At 65.1% G+C, this 17,279-nt stretch carries 14 protein-coding genes and 1 tRNA gene; 10 read left to right on the forward strand and 5 right to left on the reverse strand.

Going from position 1 to position 17,279, the window contains the following annotated elements; translation table 11 throughout:
* A partial coding sequence (locus ABWP84_RS15290) for a glycosyltransferase (RefSeq protein WP_353212909.1) occupies nt 1-2,384 on the reverse strand: 2,384 nt, incomplete at its 3' end.
* A 786-nt stretch (nt 2,385-3,170) separates the two neighbouring features.
* On the opposite strand from ABWP84_RS15290, the gene ABWP84_RS15295 reads away from it, so the two are divergent.
* Nucleotides 3,171-3,398, forward strand: coding sequence for a GMC oxidoreductase (locus ABWP84_RS15295; RefSeq protein ID WP_353212910.1), 228 nt, complete (start codon nt 3,171-3,173; stop codon nt 3,396-3,398).
* A 177-nt stretch (nt 3,399-3,575) separates the two neighbouring features.
* On the opposite strand, the gene ABWP84_RS15300 is transcribed toward ABWP84_RS15295, so the two are convergent.
* Nucleotides 3,576-3,652: transfer RNA gene (locus tag ABWP84_RS15300), tRNA-Pro, on the reverse strand.
* 407 nt (nt 3,653-4,059) lie between these two features.
* On the opposite strand from ABWP84_RS15300, the gene ABWP84_RS15305 reads away from it, so the two are divergent.
* The 8 genes from ABWP84_RS15305 to ABWP84_RS15340 all read left to right on the forward strand — a co-directional run bounded on the left by ABWP84_RS15305 (nt 4,060) and on the right by ABWP84_RS15340 (nt 12,760).
* Nucleotides 4,060-4,359 (forward strand): hypothetical protein, encoded by a 300-nt coding sequence (locus ABWP84_RS15305; RefSeq protein WP_353212911.1) that lies wholly within the window; start codon nt 4,060-4,062, stop codon nt 4,357-4,359.
* Nucleotides 4,359-4,805, forward strand: a complete 447-nt coding sequence (locus ABWP84_RS15310) for a helix-turn-helix transcriptional regulator (protein WP_353212912.1) — start codon at nt 4,359-4,361, stop codon at nt 4,803-4,805. Before ABWP84_RS15305 ends, ABWP84_RS15310 begins: the two co-directional genes overlap by 1 nt.
* 83 nt (nt 4,806-4,888) lie before the next feature.
* Nucleotides 4,889-6,262 (forward strand): amidase family protein, encoded by a 1,374-nt coding sequence (locus tag ABWP84_RS15315; RefSeq protein ID WP_353212913.1) that lies wholly within the window; start codon nt 4,889-4,891, stop codon nt 6,260-6,262.
* Nucleotides 6,259-7,557, forward strand: coding sequence for a cyclopropane-fatty-acyl-phospholipid synthase family protein (locus tag ABWP84_RS15320; protein WP_353212914.1), 1,299 nt, complete (start codon nt 6,259-6,261; stop codon nt 7,555-7,557). Before ABWP84_RS15315 ends, ABWP84_RS15320 begins: the two co-directional genes overlap by 4 nt.
* Nucleotides 7,554-9,155, forward strand: a complete 1,602-nt coding sequence (locus ABWP84_RS15325; protein ID WP_353212915.1) for a GMC family oxidoreductase N-terminal domain-containing protein — start codon at nt 7,554-7,556, stop codon at nt 9,153-9,155. The genes ABWP84_RS15320 and ABWP84_RS15325 overlap by 4 nt, the downstream gene beginning before the upstream one ends.
* Nucleotides 9,156-9,256: 101 nt before the next feature.
* Nucleotides 9,257-10,213 carry a tripartite tricarboxylate transporter substrate-binding protein gene (locus tag ABWP84_RS15330; protein ID WP_353212916.1) on the forward strand — a complete coding sequence of 319 codons (957 nt, stop codon included), beginning with the start codon at nt 9,257-9,259 and terminating at the stop codon, nt 10,211-10,213.
* A gap of 40 nt (nt 10,214-10,253) precedes the next feature.
* Nucleotides 10,254-12,194 (forward strand): PBP1A family penicillin-binding protein, encoded by a 1,941-nt coding sequence (locus ABWP84_RS15335; protein ID WP_353212917.1) that lies wholly within the window; start codon nt 10,254-10,256, stop codon nt 12,192-12,194.
* Nucleotides 12,191-12,760, forward strand: a complete 570-nt coding sequence (locus tag ABWP84_RS15340) for a hypothetical protein (RefSeq protein WP_353212918.1) — start codon at nt 12,191-12,193, stop codon at nt 12,758-12,760. The genes ABWP84_RS15335 and ABWP84_RS15340 overlap by 4 nt, the downstream gene beginning before the upstream one ends.
* 34 nt (nt 12,761-12,794) lie before the next feature.
* Here the strand turns inward: ABWP84_RS15340 and ABWP84_RS15345 are convergent, their stop codons facing one another.
* The 3 genes from ABWP84_RS15345 to ABWP84_RS15355 all read right to left on the reverse strand — a co-directional run bounded on the left by ABWP84_RS15345 (nt 12,795) and on the right by ABWP84_RS15355 (nt 16,081).
* On the reverse strand, nt 12,795-13,169 hold the full coding sequence (locus tag ABWP84_RS15345) for a hypothetical protein (protein ID WP_353212919.1): 375 nt from the start codon (nt 13,167-13,169) through the stop codon (nt 12,795-12,797).
* The gene (parC, locus tag ABWP84_RS15350; protein ID WP_353212920.1) at nt 13,169-15,397 is read right to left on the reverse strand and encodes a DNA topoisomerase IV subunit A; all 2,229 of its coding nucleotides are present in this window, start codon (nt 15,395-15,397) and stop codon (nt 13,169-13,171) included. Before parC ends, ABWP84_RS15345 begins: the two co-directional genes overlap by 1 nt.
* Before the next feature lie 453 nt (nt 15,398-15,850).
* Entirely contained in the window at nt 15,851-16,081 is a 231-nt protein-coding gene (locus ABWP84_RS15355; protein ID WP_353212923.1) for a hypothetical protein, read from the reverse strand.
* On the opposite strand from ABWP84_RS15355, the gene ABWP84_RS15360 reads away from it, so the two are divergent.
* A complete protein-coding gene (locus ABWP84_RS15360) occupies nt 16,082-16,372 on the forward strand; it encodes a polymorphic toxin type 50 domain-containing protein (RefSeq protein ID WP_353212921.1) in 291 nt (96 codons plus the stop codon). It begins immediately after the preceding gene.
* Nucleotides 16,373-17,279 lie beyond the last annotated feature (907 nt).

Raw genomic sequence — 17,279 nt, forward strand, 5'->3', positions numbered from 1 at the left:
TCCACCGCCGCCAAAGCCGCCCGCATCTGCCGCCTGCCGGCCTCAAAAGAATACTGGCTGCGCGCCAAGGCCACCGCGCTGTCAGACATCGCCGTCCAGCGCGCTTCATCGGCATAGAGCGCGCCAATACCCTCCACCCATTCCGCCACACTCTCCGCCACAAAGGCCTCGCGGCCATGCGCCATGCCGGTGCCTTCGGCCGCCACGGCAGAAGGCACAACCGGCACCCCAGCGGCCAGCGCGCCAATCACCTTGCCCTTGAGCCCCGCGCCCGAGCGCAGCGGCGCCACGAAAACCCGGCAAGTGTCATAAACCTCGGCCACATCCGCCACATAGCCGGCCAACACCACATCGGCCGCCGCCCTGCGGCGCAGCGCATCGGGCATCTCGGTGCCGTAAACCATAAACCGCACGCCAGGCAGCGCGCTGCGCAGCGCCGGCATCACCTCGTCAATGAAAAACAACACTGCGTCCAAATTCGGCGGATGGCCGAAATTGCCCAGAAAGGCGATATCTCTTCGGGGGCCAAACCCCGCCTGACGCCCCTTGCTCTCCACCACCCAGGGGCTGCGCATCACCCGCCCGCGGCCCAGATTATGCGACAATATCACCGCTGCCTCCGCCTCGGTGTAGGATAAGGTGACATCCACCTTGCGCATCACCTCCAACTCAGCCTCGCGCGTCTTCAGCGCCGCATTCATCGCCGCAGGGTCGTTCGTCACCAGAGCGGCGCGGATTTCCCGCAGGAAATGCAAATCGGCATTGCAGAACATAATCCGCGACTGCGGCGCCTCTCGGCGGATCATATCCACATAGCGCTGCGCCACCTGGTAGCTTGTGATGTAGATGACATCAAACTCGCGCCCCCGCTCGGCAATAAAATGGCTGATGGGGCCACAATAAGGCGCATAGACACATTCAATACCCAGGCGCTGCAACGCCGTGGTGTAATGGCCCAGATAGGCCAAATTCTCCGGCAGAAAGGTCAATTGCCCGCCCAGGCTCTGCAATAGCCGCATTTCTTGCAGCGCAGCATGGCCGCTGGCACTGTTATCCGGCCGCGGCGTGTGCGAATCAATCACCAGAACGCGAAACAAGGCGCTAGCACCTTGCGCTGCCCGCAGATCGGGCCCCAGCGGCCGATGCAGCAATTCCTGCGCCCAGCGCGTCCGGAATTTCTTGTCATTGATCGATTGATAGCGCTTGTTGTCCTCACCCACGGCCAAAACGCCGCTGGACTGCCCCTCAAAATGAATGACCTCCGAGAAGGGGCAGTAATAGACCTTCCGGCCAGATTGCTGCACCCGCATCGCCAGGTCAGCATCCTCATAATAGGCAGGCGCGAAATATTCGTCGAAGCCACCCAATTCCTGCCATACCGCCCGCGGCATCATCATGGCGGTGGAAGCGACATAATCAGTCTTTCGGATATAATTATACTGTGAGTTATAGGCATTTTGTCCATGACCATGGCTTCCACACTGATCCCGGGCAATAAACCCACCGGCCTGTTGCAGCCTGCCATCGGGGTGGAGCAATTTGGACCCGACCAATCCTGCCGCTGGAGATATTTCAAAGACATGCAGCAATTCATCCAGCCAGGATGATGTCACTTCGGTGTCGTTATGCAGAATAACGACATATTGCCCGCGCATCGCCGCCGCGCCGCGATTGCAACTGCGCACAAAACCCAGAGTTTCCTCATTGCGTAGCAGCGTCACGCCGCTGATAAGCCGCGCCAAGGCCTCTCTCTGCTCGGTTGATCCGTCATCGACAATGATGACTTCGAAACTGGCCAGATTGGGCGCCAGCAGCAGCGAGGCGAGGCAATTATATGTCACCTCAACGCGGTTATGCACCGGAATGACAATGGAAACCAAAGGGTTCTCCACATCGGGGAAAGCCAAGCTGCTGCGCACCAAATCCTTGGAACTAAACCCCGCCAGCACAGCATCATAGGCTCGGCCGATTTGCGCATGGGCCTGTGGGCTCAGCACCCGCCCGGCCGTGGAGCATTGCTTGCGCAGCGATTCATGCCGCCGCCCCGCCATCGCCGACATAAAGCCTGGAAAATCGCGCGCGTAGCGGCGCAGCGCATCCTCCGGAGTTGATACCGTGGGCAATTGCACCGCCGCATCGGCCAGCGCCGCACCGCTTGGCGCATCAGCCAGCCGAACCCAGGCCGCCCGCCCATCAAAGGCGGATAAGGGCAGCGGAATCTCAAAGGCGCGGCTGGTATTGGGGAGAAACTCCCCCAGTTCCATCCGACCCACCAATACCCCGTCGAGCAACACATGCAGGCCACCGCCCCAATGTGTTTCGGCAGTGATCTCACAGGCAAATACGGTGCCGCGCAGTTCCAGCAACCGCGCCTTGATCCGCATGTCTGGCGCAGTATAGGCCTGCGGGCCGCCGGCTAAATCTGCCCCGCTGCCGGCGATTTTGATTGTAAATTCAAATTTTTCGCCAGGCGGCAAATCCTGCGGCAGTGGTAGCCTGAAGGCGCAATGGCCCTGTTGAATCTCGGCTTTCGCTAGGTCGTTCCGGTAGAGATTGGCCAGTCCAACCGCATGAAGATTGCCCTGCGCCCAAAGCTCAACCCGCGCTGGTTCTTCAGTGCCTCCAACCCAATGTGCCCAACCCTCGGCTACGCCATCGATAATGCCATCGAAACTGCCTCTAAACCGTGGCCCCGAGTTGATGATCGGCACGGCCGCCACGCCCAACCCAGCCTCATTGGCAGGCGTATCACCCCCCTCGGCGCTCCCATGAGGCGACGACAATGGCAGTTCAGGCACGGCTAACGCCGCAACACATGTGAGGCCAATTCGGCCAAGGGCCGTATGGCGCATCCCAGGCGCGGGCGTGAGCGCCTATGCCGCTGACATGTCTGGGGAGCATCGGCCGGGCTGGGCATGGGCAGCCTCCTTCATTGTTTGGAATATATTAAATATGATAATGCATGAAAAATGCAAGATCGTCTTGGTCTGAGATGATGCGCCCGCCACCCGCCCGGCAGCGCAATCCGGCAAGGTCGGCCGGCCCGGCTGGTCGGCTGTCTGCCAAAGGCACAACCCGTCTTCCGGCGCCGGCTGAGCGCGCCTAGCTTATCCGCATCGACCAGCTCACCGCGTTCCTACTGTTCCTGCGCACCCTCGAGCGCGGCGGCATTGCCGCGGCGGGCCGCTCGCTCGGGCTATCGGCGACGGCGGCGTGGCGGGCGCTGCGCGAATTGGAGGGCGACCTCGCCTTACGGCTGTTCGACCGCACCACGCGCCATGTCGCGCCGACCGAGGCAGGGCAGTGATGATGCCCTGCTCGCCTATGCGCGGGCGAAGGGAGCGACAGTCTATCACCTTTGCGGCACGTGCCGCATGGGCGGCGTGGATGATCAATAAGCGTGGAAAGGGATCCCCAGGGGGTGGAGTACCTCAAGCGCCTATCCAAGCGATCTGCCAGAGGGATTGAGCCCCGCCCTGCACAGGGCCGGGGCCGCCTGAGCGCGGTTCGAGCGCCTAACCCAAGCCCCCGCGACTTGAGGTCATCATCAACTTAAGCAACTTGTATGGGGTTTTTGGTCGGAGCGGCGGGATTCGAACCCACGACCCCCAGTCCCCCAGACTGGTGCGCTACCAGACTGCGCTACGCTCCGGCTTGGGGTTTCTATAAGATTCCCGGGGGTTTCGCGCAACCCCCATCTAAACCGTCCAAAAAACCACCGAGAACAAAGCGGAAATAAATGGCACAATTCGGTCACAACGGGCGGGCTATGGCACAGATCGGTCACGCGGATGTTCACGTTTGTTCCAAAATTCGGAAACTTTGCGTGGGATAATTTTCAGAATACCGATGACTTGCCGGCGCCCGGGGATGCGCGCTTGGGGTTCGAGGGCGGCGCGGGGGGGATAAGTCCGCAATCAGCCCTGTCCCACAAGGCGATCGGCCAATAGCCCCGGAGCGCAATAAGACAGACCGCATCGCCGGGATGTCACCGCCGGGACTGGAAAACCAATCCCTCATAATATATAATTTAGGAATGGAAAAATAGCGGAGCTTCTAATGTCGCGTCGCCTACAGTCCCGAATTGCGCCCACCATCGAGCTGCGAGAAATCAAGATTATGCTGTATCAGCAACGGCCTCCAGAGGTTTTATGCACCGGGATATTCCCGACCGCACCGACCAAAGTGCGCCATTCCTCCAGCGTGAAGATCACCACCTTCCAACTGGGGGCGGCCGCCATCGCCTTCGTCGAGGAGATGAAGGCGCAGTTCGGCGCGGTGGCGGCTGGGGCTGCTGGGGATGGCCCTGAATTGCCGCCCCCAAAGAAGCGGCCAGCCAAGTGGGGTGACGCACACTGATGGGCAACGCCAAGCAAAAGATTCAACCTCTCGATCACCACCTCGGAGCGCGGATCGCAGAGGCGCGGCGATTGCGCGGCATGACTAGGACGGCGCTGGCTCTGGGTGTCAGGCTGTCCGAGCCGCAGGTTGCCCGCTTTGCGCGGGCGCAGAACCGCCTGTTGGCCACCACCATCTGGAGCATCGCCTCGTTCCTTGAACTGCCAGTGGAGTGGTTTTACGCCGGCTTCCGGGGTGGCGAGGTGCTCGCCGGTCAAGCCGAACACGGGGCCTTCTATGCCGAGCCGGCGATCGCTGTGCTGTCCAGCAAGAGCAGGGGCGTGCTTGATTCCTATCACATCTGCAGCCCCGTGCAGCAGCGCCTGCTGCGGCAGATCCTGACTGAATTTACCAGAGTGGGTGCTGACGATCACGGCGATGAGGATGCGGATGCCGCATCGGCCTGAGTAGCTGTGCGGTGCGCCTCAGGGGATGACGGCGCATCTCCGCCCCGGCAGAATAAACCATGACCAAAATCGATCCTGCCTTGATGGGCGCAGAAGACCTGGTGGCGGCTTTCCGGGCCCGCTCCCTCTCACCCGTCGATGTGCTCAAGGATGTGCTGGAGCGCGTGGCGCGCATGAACCCTTGGGTGAATGCCTTCGCCGCGATGAACCCCCGCGCCTTGGCCGCAGCCGGCGAGAGCGAGGCACGCTGGATGGCCGGCCGGCCGATGGGCGCGCTGGATGGCGTGCCCGCCACGGTGAAGGATCTGCTTGATCTGGCAGGCTTCGCCACCCGCCGCGGCAGCCGCACCACCTCCACCGCGCCCATGGCGCAGGATGCGCCGGCGGTGATGGGCCTCAAGGCCGCGGGCGCGGTGATCCTGGGCAAGACCACCACCACGGAATTCGGCTGGAAATCGCCCGGTGATTGCCCGCTGCACGGCATCACCCGCAACCCCTGGGATCGGATGCGCACCCCCGGTGGCTCCTCTTCCGGCGCTGGTGCGGCGGCGGCGGCGCATTTCGGGCCGCTGCATATCGGCACCGATGCGGGGGGCTCGATTCGCATCCCCGCCGCCTGGTGCGGTGTAGTCGGCTTCAAGCCGAGTTTCGGCCGGGTGCCGCAATGGCCGCTGGGCAGTTTTTCGTCGGTGGCCGTGGCGGGGCCGATGACGCGCTCGGTGCGCGATGCGGCGCTGATGTTTGGCGCGATGGCGCGGTTTGACCTGCGCGACCCCTTCTGCCTGCCCGATGAATCGCGCGACTGGCTGGGGGGCATCGAGGATGGCGTGGCGGGCATGCGCGTTGCCGTGATGCGCCGCATGGGCTTTGCCCCTAATCTCGACGAGGCGGGCGAGGCAGCCCTGCTGCGCGCAGCAAAATTGCTGGAAGAGCAGGGGGCCATCATCGAGGATGCCTCGCCCGAATTGCCCGATACGCGGGAGATTTTTGGCCGGGTCTGGGGTGTCGCGCTCGCCCGCACCGCCAATGGCCTCACGGCCGAGCAGCAGGGCATGCTCGATGAGGGCATCATGGAGGTCGCCCGGCGCGAGGGCGGCATGTCGGCGGTGGATTTCCTCGCCGCCGAGGCAATGCGTATCCAGGCCGCCCATGTCATGGCCCGCTTCCATCAGCGCTATGATCTGGTGATCTGCCCCACCACCCCCGGCGCGGCGCCGGCGGCGGACCAGCCGACCATCCGCCCGCATGAGGCGCTGTGGCGCGACTGGGCGCCCTGGACCTTCGCCTTCAACCTCACCCGCCAGCCGGCGGTGACGGTGCCGGTGGGATTGGATGGCGATGGCATTCCCCGCGGCGTGCAGGTGGCGGCCGCGGTCTATCGGGATGATCTGGCCTTGCGCGGTGCCAGGGCGCTGGAGCGCGCGGCGGGCGCACCCGCGCCGCCAAGCGCGGCATGAGCGTGGCCGACCCTCGCCTTGCCCGCCTCAAGCGCCTGGTCGAGGGCCTGGCCCCACAGCTCGACCTCGACATCGCCATCCGGCTTTGGGATGGGGAGGCTCTGCCGCTGGGGCGCCACTGGAGCGGCGATCTGGCCCTGGCCCTGCGCGACCCGGTGGCCATCACCCGGCTGCTGCGCCGGCCGCGGCTGACGACGCTGGTGGAGCTTTTCGCCGAGGGCAAGCTTGATATCGAGGGCGGCACGCTGCTCGACCTCGCGGCGCGGCAGGGCGGAGGCTCCTCGCGCGGGTTTTTGAAGAAGGTGAGCAAGCTGGCCGCCGCCCGCGCTTTGCTGCCGTTCCTCTTCGGCCCAGGCGGGCAGGGCGGTGACCACGCCTATGCTGGCCGCCAGGCGGCGCGGGCCGAGGAGCGCGATGACAAGGCCCAGGTGCAGTTTCATTACGACCTGTCGAACGCTTTTTACGGGCTCTTTCTCGACCCTGAGATGGTCTATTCCTGCGGCTATTTTACCGAATGGTCCAACGACATCGCCCAGGCCCAGCAGGATAAGCTGGAGATGATCTGCCGCAAGCTGCGCCTCGCCCCCGGTGAGCGTTTTCTTGATATCGGCTGTGGCTGGGGCGGCTTGGTCTGCCATGCGGCGCAGCATCATGGCGTGCGCGCCCATGGGGTGACGCTCAGCCAGGCGCAATTCGATTTCGCCCAGGCCAAGATCGCCCGGCTGGGGCTGGCCGATCGGGTGACGATTGAGCTGAAGGATTTTCGCGCGCTGACCGGCGAATGGGACAAAATCGCCTCCATCGGCATGTTCGAGCATGTGGGGCTGGATAATCGCGATGGGTATTTCGGCCAGATCCGCAATTTGCTCCGGCCGCGGGGGTTGTATCTGCACCATGCCATCACCCGACCGATGAAGAAGGACGAGAAATCCTTCCGCAAGAAGCGGCCGGAATTCGCCGCCATCGTGAATTACGTCTTCCCCGGCAGCGAGCTAGACCATATTGGCGGCACCACCGATGCGCTGGAGCGGCGCGGTTTTGAGGTGCATGACACCGAGGCTTGGCGCGAGCACTACGCCGCCACCACCCGCCATTGGGCCGAGCGGCTTTACGCCAACCGCGCCGCCGCCGAGGCCGAGGCGGGCGGCGCCAAGACCCGACTGTGGCTGCTTTATCTGGCGGGCGTCTCCATCGCCTTTCAGCGCGGCACGATTGGGATTTTCCAGACGCTGGCCAGCCGGCGCGCGCGCGGCGCCTCTGGCCTGCCGCCGACGCGCGCGGATCTCTACCGATGAACGCCGCCGATTATGTGATTGTGGGGGCGGGCAGTGCGGGCTGCGTGCTGGCCAATCGGCTCTCGGCCGGCGGGGCCTCGGTGCTGCTGGTGGAGGCGGGCGGGCCGGATCGCCACCCGCTGATCCATATCCCGGCTGGCTTTGTGAAGCTGCTGAACCACCCGCGCATCACCTGGGGCTATTCCACTGAGCCCGCGCCGGGCACGGCGCAGCGCCGGCTGGATTATCCGCGCGGGCGCGGCTGGGGTGGCAGTTCGTCGATCAATGGCTTGGGCCATGTGCGCGGCGACCCCTCGGATTACGATCTCTGGGCGCAAAAGGGCGCGACTGGCTGGAGCTGGGATGCCCTGCTGCCCTATTTCCAGAAGCATGAGGATGCGCCCGATGGCCCGGGCCGCGGCAAGGGCGGGCCCATGCCGGTCGAGCATCTGCTGGAACGCCCCGCCATCATGGACCGCCTGGCCCAGGCGGCGGCACAGCGCGGCCATGCGGTGCGGGAGGATATGAACGGGCCCGAGCGGGACGGGTTTTCCACCTTTCAGCAGACCAGGCGGGGGCGGCGGCGGATGTCGGCGGCGCGGGCCTATCTGGCGCCGGCGCTGGGCCGGAAGAATTTGCGGGTCATAAGCCATGCTTTGGCGCTGCGGCTGGAGTTTGAGGGCACGCGCTGCATCGGGCTTTGGGTGCGGGTGGAGGGGGTGGAGAGGTTGCTGAGGGCGGGGCGGGAGGTGATTCTCTGCGCCGGCGCCATTGGCAGCCCGCAATTGCTGCAATTGAGCGGGTTAGGCCCGGCGGAACATCTGGCCGGGCTGGGCATCACGCCGCGCGCCGATATTCCGGGCATTGGCGCGCATTTGCAGGATCATTACATCGTGCGGATGAGTTTCCGCCTGCGTGATCATCGCTGGTCGGCCAATCGGCGGCTATCGGGCTGGCGGCTGGGGGTGGAGGCGCTGCGCTGGGCGGCGCTGGGCGATGGCATGCTCACCTGGTCGGCCGGGATGATGAGCCTGTTTGCCAAAACCCAGGCTGGGCTGGAGGCGCCGGATATCCAGATCAATGGCGGGCCGGTGAGTTGGGCCGAGGCGCCGGATGGCCGCTTTAGCCGGGTGTTGGCGGGTACGCATGAAGCGGCGCCGGGCTTGACCCTTGGCGTCTGGCAATGCCGGCCGCAAAGCCGCGGCACGGTGCGCCTGGCCAGTGCCGATGCCGCCATGGCGCCGCTGATCGCGCCCAATCATTTGGCCGAGGAGGCTGACCGCGCCTGCCTGCTGCGCGGCATGAAGCTGGCGCGCGAGTGGATGTCGGCCCCCGCACTGGCCGATGTGGTGCTGGGTGAGAGCCGGCCCGGGCCTGCTGCTGCCGATGATGCGGGGCTGCGCGATTTCGCGGCGATGACCGGTGGCACGGTGTATCACCCTTGTTGCACGGTGCGGATGGGCCATGATGGGCCGCTGGATGCGCAATTGCGGCTGCGCGGCTTTACCGGGTTGCGGGTGGTGGATGCCTCGGTGTTTCCGGATATCCCGGTGAGCAATATCAACGCGACCGTGCTGGCGGTGGCGGAGCGCGGGGCTGAGTTGATTTTGGCTGGTTGATGGCGGGCAGCCGCTTCCAGTCAGTCCCAATCGCCTGCAAGCTGCGTTATCAATAGGCGTCCAGGCCCCGCCGGGCTGGTCAGGAAAGTCGGACCGAAAACATGGGCCTCAGCCGCCGCGCAACCCTTCTCGCCGCCCTTGCCGGCCCCGCTTTGGCCCAGCCGCTCTGGCCGGACCGGCCGATCCGTTTTCTGCAAGGCTTTGCCGGTGGCGGCACCACCGATATCGTGGCGCGGCTGATTGCGCCCGGTCTGGCCCAGGCGCTGGGCCAGCCGGTGGTGGTGGAGAACCGCCCCGGCGCCGGCGGCACCCTCGCCGCCGAGGCCCTGGCCCGCGCCACTGACCATCACACCATCATGCTCATCAATAATGGCTTTGCCGTCTCGGCCGCGCTGTATCGCCGCCTGCCCTTTGACCCGCTGGCCGAGATCGCGCCCATCGCCATGCTGGCCGCCACCGGTCTGTTGTTGCTGGTGCCAGCGGATGGCCCGCGTGACATGGCGGGTTTCCTCGCCGGGGCGCGGGCCCGGCGCGACCCCTGGAATGTGGCGACCGTGGGGGTTGGTTCGACCCAGCATTTCGTCGCCGAGGCGCTGCAGGCCGAAGGCGATTTCCGCCTGACCCATGTGCCTTATCGCGGCACGCCCGCCGCCATCACCGCCTTGCGCGCGGGTGAGGTGCAGGCGGTGGTGGAAACCGCCTCGGCGGTGCTGGGGCAGGTGGTCTCGGGAGATATGCGTGCGCTGGCCATCACCTCGCCCACCCGTTCGCCGCTGCTGCCCGAGGTACCCACGGTGGCAGAGGCGCTGCAAAAACCCTTTGAATTGGAGACCTGGTTCGCCATGGCCGTGCCCGCCCGGATGCCCGAGGCGGCCAGCACGCGGCTGGGCGTGGCGCTGAGGGCGCTGATGGCCGATGAGATGCTGCGGGCGCGGCTGCTCGCGCTGGGGCTGGTGCCGCGCCAGCCCGGCACGCCGCAGGCGACGCGCGCTGCGGTGCATGCCGAGATCGCCCGCTGGGCGGCGGTGATTGAGCGCACGGGGATGGAGCGACAATAGGCGCTCCCATCGGCTGCGGCTTTTGTGGTAGGAAGCGGATATGCCCCGTGCCCTGGTCCATAAACCCGGGCGCGGCGCCGCATCGCGCGGTGCCCCCCCCCCGGCGCCGCGCGTCGTGCCCCCCGCGCGGCCCGCGCCGATAACGCCCGCCAAGGCGGCTGCGCCCGCACGCCCGGCGCCGGCCTCCCAGCGTGTTTCGGGGCGTGGTTCGGGGCGGGGTTCGGGGCGCGGCTGGGGCTGGCGGCTGATGCGGTTTGCCATCATCGCCATCATTTGGGGTGGCCTGTTTCTCGCGGCGGCATTGCTGTGGTTCGCCCATGACCTGCCGCGCGCCGATGCGCCCCTGAACCAGACCCGCCGGCCAGCCGCCGCCGTGCTGGCCAGCGATGGCTCACTGCTCACCACCCAGGGTGATCTCTTCGGTGATGTGCTGCGCATTCGCGACATGCCCCCCAGCCTGCCGCAAGCGCTGCTCGCCATTGAGGATCGGCGCTTTCGGCAGCATTTTGGGGTTGATCCGGTGGGGGTGCTGCGGGCGCTCTGGGCCAATGTGACGGCGGGCGATGTGGTGCAGGGTGGCTCGACCCTGACCCAGCAATTGGCCAAGAACCTCTTTCTCACCCCCGCCCGCAGCGCAAGGCGCAAGGTGCAGGAGGCGCTGCTGGCCATTCAGTTGGAGCGCCGCTTCAGCAAGGATGAATTGCTGGAGATCTACCTGAACCGGGTCTATCTCGGCGGCGGGGCTTTTGGGGTGGATGCGGCGTCACGGCTGTTTTTTGGCATCTCGGCACGGCGGCTCAATTTGTGGCAATCGGCCATGCTGGCAGGGCTGCCGCAGGCGCCCAGCCGCACCAATCCGCGCAGCAATCCCGAAGGGGCCATGGCGCGCACCGCCGAGGTGCTGCGCGCCATGGTCGAGACCCATGTGATCACCGAGGAGCAGCGGGCCGAGGCCATGGCGGCGATGCGTCTGCCCAGCCGCCCCGGCACCGGCGGGGGCTGGTTCAGCGATTGGGTGATGGATCAGGTCTCGAGCCAGAACCCCGAACTGCGCGACGTGACCATCCGCGCCACCCTCGACCCGCGCTGGCAGGGCGCGGCCGAGACCCGGCTGCGCGCCCTGCTGGAGCGTGAGGGTGACCGTGGCAATATCGCCCAAGGCGCGGTGGTGGTGCTCGATGCCAATACGGGCGCTGTGCGCGCCATGGTTGGTGGGCGGGATTATCGCTCCAGCCCCTTCAACCGGGTGGTTAATGCGAGGCGCCAGCCGGGCAGCGCCTTCAAGCCGATCTATTATCTGGCGGCGCTGGAGCGCGGTGCCTCGCCGGGCGACATGGTCTCCGATGCCGCGCTGAACCGGGGCGGCTGGTCGCCGGGCAATGGCAATTACCGCGCGCGGGGCGAGATCACGCTTGAGGATGCGTTGGCGGCGAGTGTGAACACTTCGGCGGTGCGGGTGATGGATTTGGCCGGGGGGGTGGCGGGGGCGCGGGCCATGGCGGCGCGCCTGGGCATCACCGCCCGGCTGCCCAGCAATGGCTCGCTGGCGCTGGGCACGGGTGAGATGAGCCTGCTGGAATTGACTGCGGCCTATGCGCCGATGGCCAATGGCGGCCGGCGGGTAGCGCCTTATGGCATTCGCCAATTGGTCTCCGAGGGGCGGATCCAGCCGCTGGAGAATACGCCGCCGCGTGTTGTGATCGATGAGGCTCATGCGGGCGCAATGCGCCGGATGCTGGCCGCTGTGGTGGCGCGCGGCACCGGGCGGGCGGCGGCCTTTCCGCGCATGGCGGTGGGCGGCAAGACCGGCACGACGCAGGATTATCGCGATGCCTGGTTCATTGGCTATGCCGGGCCGGTGGAGAATGCGGTGGTGATCGGCATTTGGCTCGGCAATGATCATGGCGAGCCGATGGAGGAGGTGAGTGGCGGTAGGCTGCCCGCCCGGCTGTTCCGCGATATTTTGGAGGCGACACAGTGACGCAGACGCGGGCCGAGGCTGGCATGGCGGCGGCCTTGCGCCACGCCGCCAATAACCTCTCGATGGTGGTGATCAGCAATCTCGAATTGCTGGCGCGCGGCGTGACGCCTGATACCCCAGCCGCGCGGCAATTGGGCCGGGCGCGTGAGGCGGCGGAGCGGCTGCTGGCCATGCTGCTGCCCTATACAATGCTGAACCAGGCGCCGGCCCTTACACTTGCCGCGCCAGAGGCGGTGTTGCAGACGCTGCTGCCCCTACTCGAGGTGGCAGCCGGCGGGCATGGCCCGGTGACGTTGGAGGCTGAGCAGGTGCCGATGGTGGTATTGCCGCGCCCAGGGCTGGACCACGCCTTGCTGGCATGGGCGATGGCGGCGGCGGCGGAAAGCCCGCGGGGGACGGCGCTGCGCATTGGCCTCGCGGCGGTGGAGGATGGGGTGGCGCTTCGGCTTTGGCCCAGCGCCGCCGCTGCGTTGGATGGGCTGGTGGTATTGGCGGCGCTGGCGGGGGGCAGCACCAGCCTGGGTGATGATATGGTGGAGCTTCGGCTGCCCCACCCGGTGGGATAAAGATGCTCCGCAATCGCCGTTTTTAGCAGCCGGCTCAGCGCCGCCTGGGCGCTGCCGCCTCCCGCCGCAAATCATAATTGATCAGGCAGTTGCGGCTGCGGTTCATGTGCTCACCCTCGAAATGATCGCCGCGCACCGTGCCCTCGCCTGGGCCGAAGGTGTTGAAGCGGGGTAGGCGGACCTCGCCCTGGGCATCGACGGTGCCGACCAATTCGGGGTCGCCCAGCAGGCCGGGCACGGTGACCTCGCCATTGCGGATGGTCATCGTCACCCGCTCGCGCTGCAGCCGGCCGCCGACGCGGCATTGCAGGGTGCGCATGCCCACCCAGCTGCCATCATGCACCGCCACGCCGCGTGGCTGGGCGGCGGCGGGCATGGCCAGCAAGGCCAGAAGAAGGAGAATGCGCATCAGCTGAACTTTCCATCACGCGGGAAACCATGTGGCGGGGCCTTGCCGGCACCGGCACGATTACCGCGCCAGGGGGTGGTATCGGTCTCGGTGCGGGTGCGCCCGCCTGGTTGCGGCCAGGAGAGGCCCTCGGCGGCCAGGAAGACCCGGGCATCCGAAAGCCCGCCATCCTTGTAGCTTTGCAACTGCACGCCACGGCCACGGGCCATGACGGGAAGCTGGTCGAGCGGGAAGACCAGCAATTTACGATTCTCGCCGATCACCGCCACGCTGTCGCCCTCGGCCGGGCGGCAGAGGGCGGCGCGGGTTTTGCCCTCCAGGGTGAGGACCTGCTTGCCGGTGCGCTTCTCGGCCAGGAGTTCCTCGGCCTCGATGCAAAAGCCCTTGCCGTCGGTGGCGGCGAGGAGGTAGCGGCCCTGGGGCTTGAAGAGGGTGATGGGGGCGTCGTCATTGCCCATTTCCACCATCAGGCGCAGCGGCTGGCCATCGCCGCGGCCGCGCGGAATGACATCGGCCTTGAGGGTGAAGGCGCGGCCGAGGGCGGTGAAGACCACCACGCGGTCGGTGGTTTCGGCATGCAGGCGGAAAAGGAGCGAATCGCCCTCCTTGAAGCGCAGCTCGGCATCCTCGGGGAGGTGGCCCTTTTGGGCGCGAATCCAGCCTTTTTCGGAGAGGATGATGGTGATGGGCTCGCGCTCGACAAAGGCCGCCTCATCGACGGTGATGGTGGGGGCGGCGCCATCGACAATGGTGCGCCGGGCGCCGAGCGGGCCATCGCCAAAGGCTTTTTGGGTGGCCTCGATCTCTTTCGCGATGGCCGACCAGCGCTTGGCCTCGCTGCCCATCAGCGCATCCAGGCCGCGCTTTTCTTTGGACAGCTTGTCATGCTCGCGGCGGATCTCCATCTCCTCCAGTCGTCGCAGGCTGCGCAGGCGCATATTCAGCACCGCATCGGCCTGTACCTCGGTGAGGCCGAAGGTGGCCATGAGCGCGGCGCGCGGCTCATCCTCCTCGCGCACGATGCGGATGACCTCATCGAGGTTGAGATAGACGATGAGGTAGCCATCGAGGATTTCGAGGCGGCGGGCTATGGCAGCGAGGCGGTGTTCGGAGCGGCGGGTGAGCACGACGTGGCGGTGGTCCAGCCATTCCCGCAGCACCACCTTGAGGCCCATGACGCGCGGCGTGCGGTTGGCATCGAGCACGTTCATGTTCAGCGAGAAACGGCTCTCCAACTGGGTGGCGCGAAAGAGGGTTTCCATCAACATCGCGGGCTCGACGGCGCGGTTGCGCGGCTCGAGCACCATGCGGACCACATCGGTGGATTCATCGCGCACATCGGCGAGGAGGGGGAGTTTTTTCTCCTCCAGCAGCAGGGCGAGCTGTTCGATCAGCTTGGCTTTTTGCACCTGGTAGGGGATTTCGGTGACGACGATGTTCCAGGTGCCATTCTTGGCCTTTTCCACCTCCCACTTCGCGCGGACGCGAAAGCCGCCGCGGCCGGTGGCATAGGCCTCGCGGATGCTTTCGGGGGCTTCGACCAGGGTGCCGCCGGTGGGGAAATCGGGGCCTTTGACATGGGCCAGGAGTTCGTCGATTTCGGCCTTGGGGTTGGCGATGAGGGCCAGCGCCGCGCCGCAAAGTTCGCCTGCATTATGCGGCGGGATGGAGGTGGCCATGCCCACCGCGATGCCTGTCGCGCCATTGGCAAGCAGGTTGGGGAAGGCGGCGGGCAGGACGATGGGCTCGCGCTCTTCGCCATCATAAGTCGCGCGGAAATCGACGGTGTCGCTGTCGATATCGGCCAGCATGGCTTCGGCGACGAGGGTGAGGCGGGCTTCGGTGTAGCGCATGGCGGCGGCGTTATCGCCGTCGATATTGCCGAAATTGCCCTGGCCTTCGACGAGGGGGTAGCGGGCGGCGAAATCCTGGGCGAGGCGGACCATGGCGTCATAAATCGCGGCATCGCCATGCGGGTGATATTTGCCCATCACATCGCCCACGATGCGGGCGCATTTCTTGAAGCCGCTGGCCGGGTCCAGCTTCAATTGGTGCATGGCCCAGAGCACGCGGCGATGCACCGGCTTGAGCCCATCGCGCACATCGGGCAGCGAGCGGGCGGTGATGGTGGACATGGCATAGGCGAGGTAGCGCTCGGACAGGGCATCGGCGAGCGAGGTGTCGCGCATATGGCCGCCGGAGGTAGAGGGTTTCAGAGCGTCGGGCATGGGGGGGTTATAGCGGAGTGGGGGCTGGGGGGTAGGAGGGATTGAAGACCCTGAAATAAGAACATAATCGTTGATAACTGCACGGGCTGGTGGTCATAAAGTCCCATCAAGGGCGCTCTGCGTCCATTCCCCCGCATCAGGCATATTCGCCATGGCTGAGAGAGTGCCGATGGACGCGGCTGGCTTGCGCGCGGCCGTCGCTGATGATCGCTATTGGCAGGCTGGGCACCCGGAACATGAGGCCTGGCGGGCCTGGTCACGGATGGCTTTCGGGCGGTGTATGGCGGCGGCGAGCGGGTTTCTGGCGGGGTTGTGCATGTGCGCGCCTATACGAGAAGCCGTGATGGGCGGACGGAGCATGTACGGGCGCATGTGCGGTCTGATCCGCCGGGGGGTGGGTTTGACCCTGGGGCGGTCGAGCGGGCGGCGGCGCCGCTGGTGGCGGGGGTGCCCCTAGTTATTGGCGCGGGCGGGCGTGTCGCTGGCCAGATCATTCGCCGTTTCCCCAGCCTTGCCAGGCCCAATCTGCTGGAGCGCATCCTGGGCGGGCGTGGGGCGGGTGTCCTCAACAATGAGGCCGATGATACGGCGGATGTGCCGGCGGATGGCCAGGAGACCGGCGCTGCTGCCCCGGAGGGGGAGAGGCCTCGCTATATTGTTCATGACGGTCAGCAGGGGAAGCATGTGCCTGGGCACAACAATTATGATCCGAGCCAAGGCCGCAGCGAAATTGGCGCAGACGTTAATCCGCAAGAATTAGTTGATCAATTTGCCGGACGCGGGCAACCCGTGGGGCAAGTGCCGCCTGGCCAAGCTGGGTCTCGCGAGCGATTTGATACGGGGGACCGCGTCATTGGGATTTATCGCGATCGTGACGGTGTACGAAGTGCGCCTACGACCGTTGGACAAATTCACTATGGCGCGGAAGGTCGGGTTCATATCGTCCCAGCCCGGCCTCGCGGCTGGCAAAATTAGGAGACAGAAAGATGCTAGACATTGAGACAACCGTAATATCTACGATACAGTCAGAATGGCCAAAAAATATTCCCGACGCGCTAGTTTTTTATACATATAAAATCGACAAAATTAAGAAACGCGTCGATTTCTGCGTGGATTTCGCTGAGGCGGTGATAGCTACGACGAAGGAACCATTCTGGGAAATTGAGAGTATACTAGCCACGCACCTTGACGATGATTGGATGGTGGCTACCGAGTTTGCAGTGCGACCAAACGGACATCGGCTTGAGCCTGGCGAGGTGATTTGGTTTCCGGAACGGACAGCATCATAAGATAAATCGATTTTCAGCACTCAGGGATGAGGGGTTGCTGCGCGTCGACATCATAATTCTCGCGTCGAACGCTAATGATTAATAGTATCAGGCTTTGCGCCCGGAAATTGCTGATTGGTGGGCCTGGGTCACTGATGGCGGCTGGCGGGGTTGTGCATCTGCGCGCCTATACCAGAAGCCGTGATGGGCGGACGGAGCATGTACGGGCGCATGTGCGATCTGATCCGCCGGGGGGGGGGGAGAACCCATCGTCGGCGTTCCGGGAGAGCCGGGATATCGAGAACGCATTGATGCAGGTGAGAGGGTGATTGGAACTTGGCGCGATGGCCCTGGCGGCCCTTCGTACCCGACGACCCGAGCCACTATCCGTTACGGAGCAGGTGGAAGAATTCACATTGTCCCATCGGCGCCCCGTGGCTTTCAGAGAGGAGAATAAAATGACCCAGCGGACAACCGAAGATTATATCATTGACAGTATTGGGATGGCTTGGCCAACGGCTCCGATTCCCAGCCTCCAGATTTATTCATATTCTATAAACCATCAAGAAAAACGAGTAATTTTAAAATAATTTCTGGATAATGAGATTTTTGGG

The organism is Rhodovarius sp., from assembly GCF_040399605.1.
GTDB classification, from domain to species: domain Bacteria; phylum Pseudomonadota; class Alphaproteobacteria; order Acetobacterales; family Acetobacteraceae; genus Rhodovarius; species Rhodovarius crocodyli_A.

Coding starts and splice junctions, on each gene's coding strand:
- parC (WP_353212920.1), bottom strand. CDS start 15,397: ATGCCCGACGCTCTGAAACCCTCTACCTCCGGCGGCCATATGCGCGAC.
- ABWP84_RS15345 (WP_353212919.1), bottom strand. CDS start 13,169: ATGCGCATTCTCCTTCTTCTGGCCTTGCTGGCCATGCCCGCCGCCGCC.
- ABWP84_RS15310 (WP_353212912.1), top strand. CDS start 4,359: ATGGGCAACGCCAAGCAAAAGATTCAACCTCTCGATCACCACCTCGGA.
- ABWP84_RS15335 (WP_353212917.1), top strand. CDS start 10,254: ATGCCCCGTGCCCTGGTCCATAAACCCGGGCGCGGCGCCGCATCGCGC.
- ABWP84_RS15320 (WP_353212914.1), top strand. CDS start 6,259: ATGAGCGTGGCCGACCCTCGCCTTGCCCGCCTCAAGCGCCTGGTCGAG.
- ABWP84_RS15330 (WP_353212916.1), top strand. CDS start 9,257: ATGGGCCTCAGCCGCCGCGCAACCCTTCTCGCCGCCCTTGCCGGCCCC.
- ABWP84_RS15325 (WP_353212915.1), top strand. CDS start 7,554: ATGAACGCCGCCGATTATGTGATTGTGGGGGCGGGCAGTGCGGGCTGC.
- ABWP84_RS15355 (WP_353212923.1), bottom strand. CDS start 16,081: ATGCTTCCCCTGCTGACCGTCATGAACAATATAGCGAGGCCTCTCCCC.
- ABWP84_RS15315 (WP_353212913.1), top strand. CDS start 4,889: ATGGGCGCAGAAGACCTGGTGGCGGCTTTCCGGGCCCGCTCCCTCTCA.
- ABWP84_RS15305 (WP_353212911.1), top strand. CDS start 4,060: ATGTCGCGTCGCCTACAGTCCCGAATTGCGCCCACCATCGAGCTGCGA.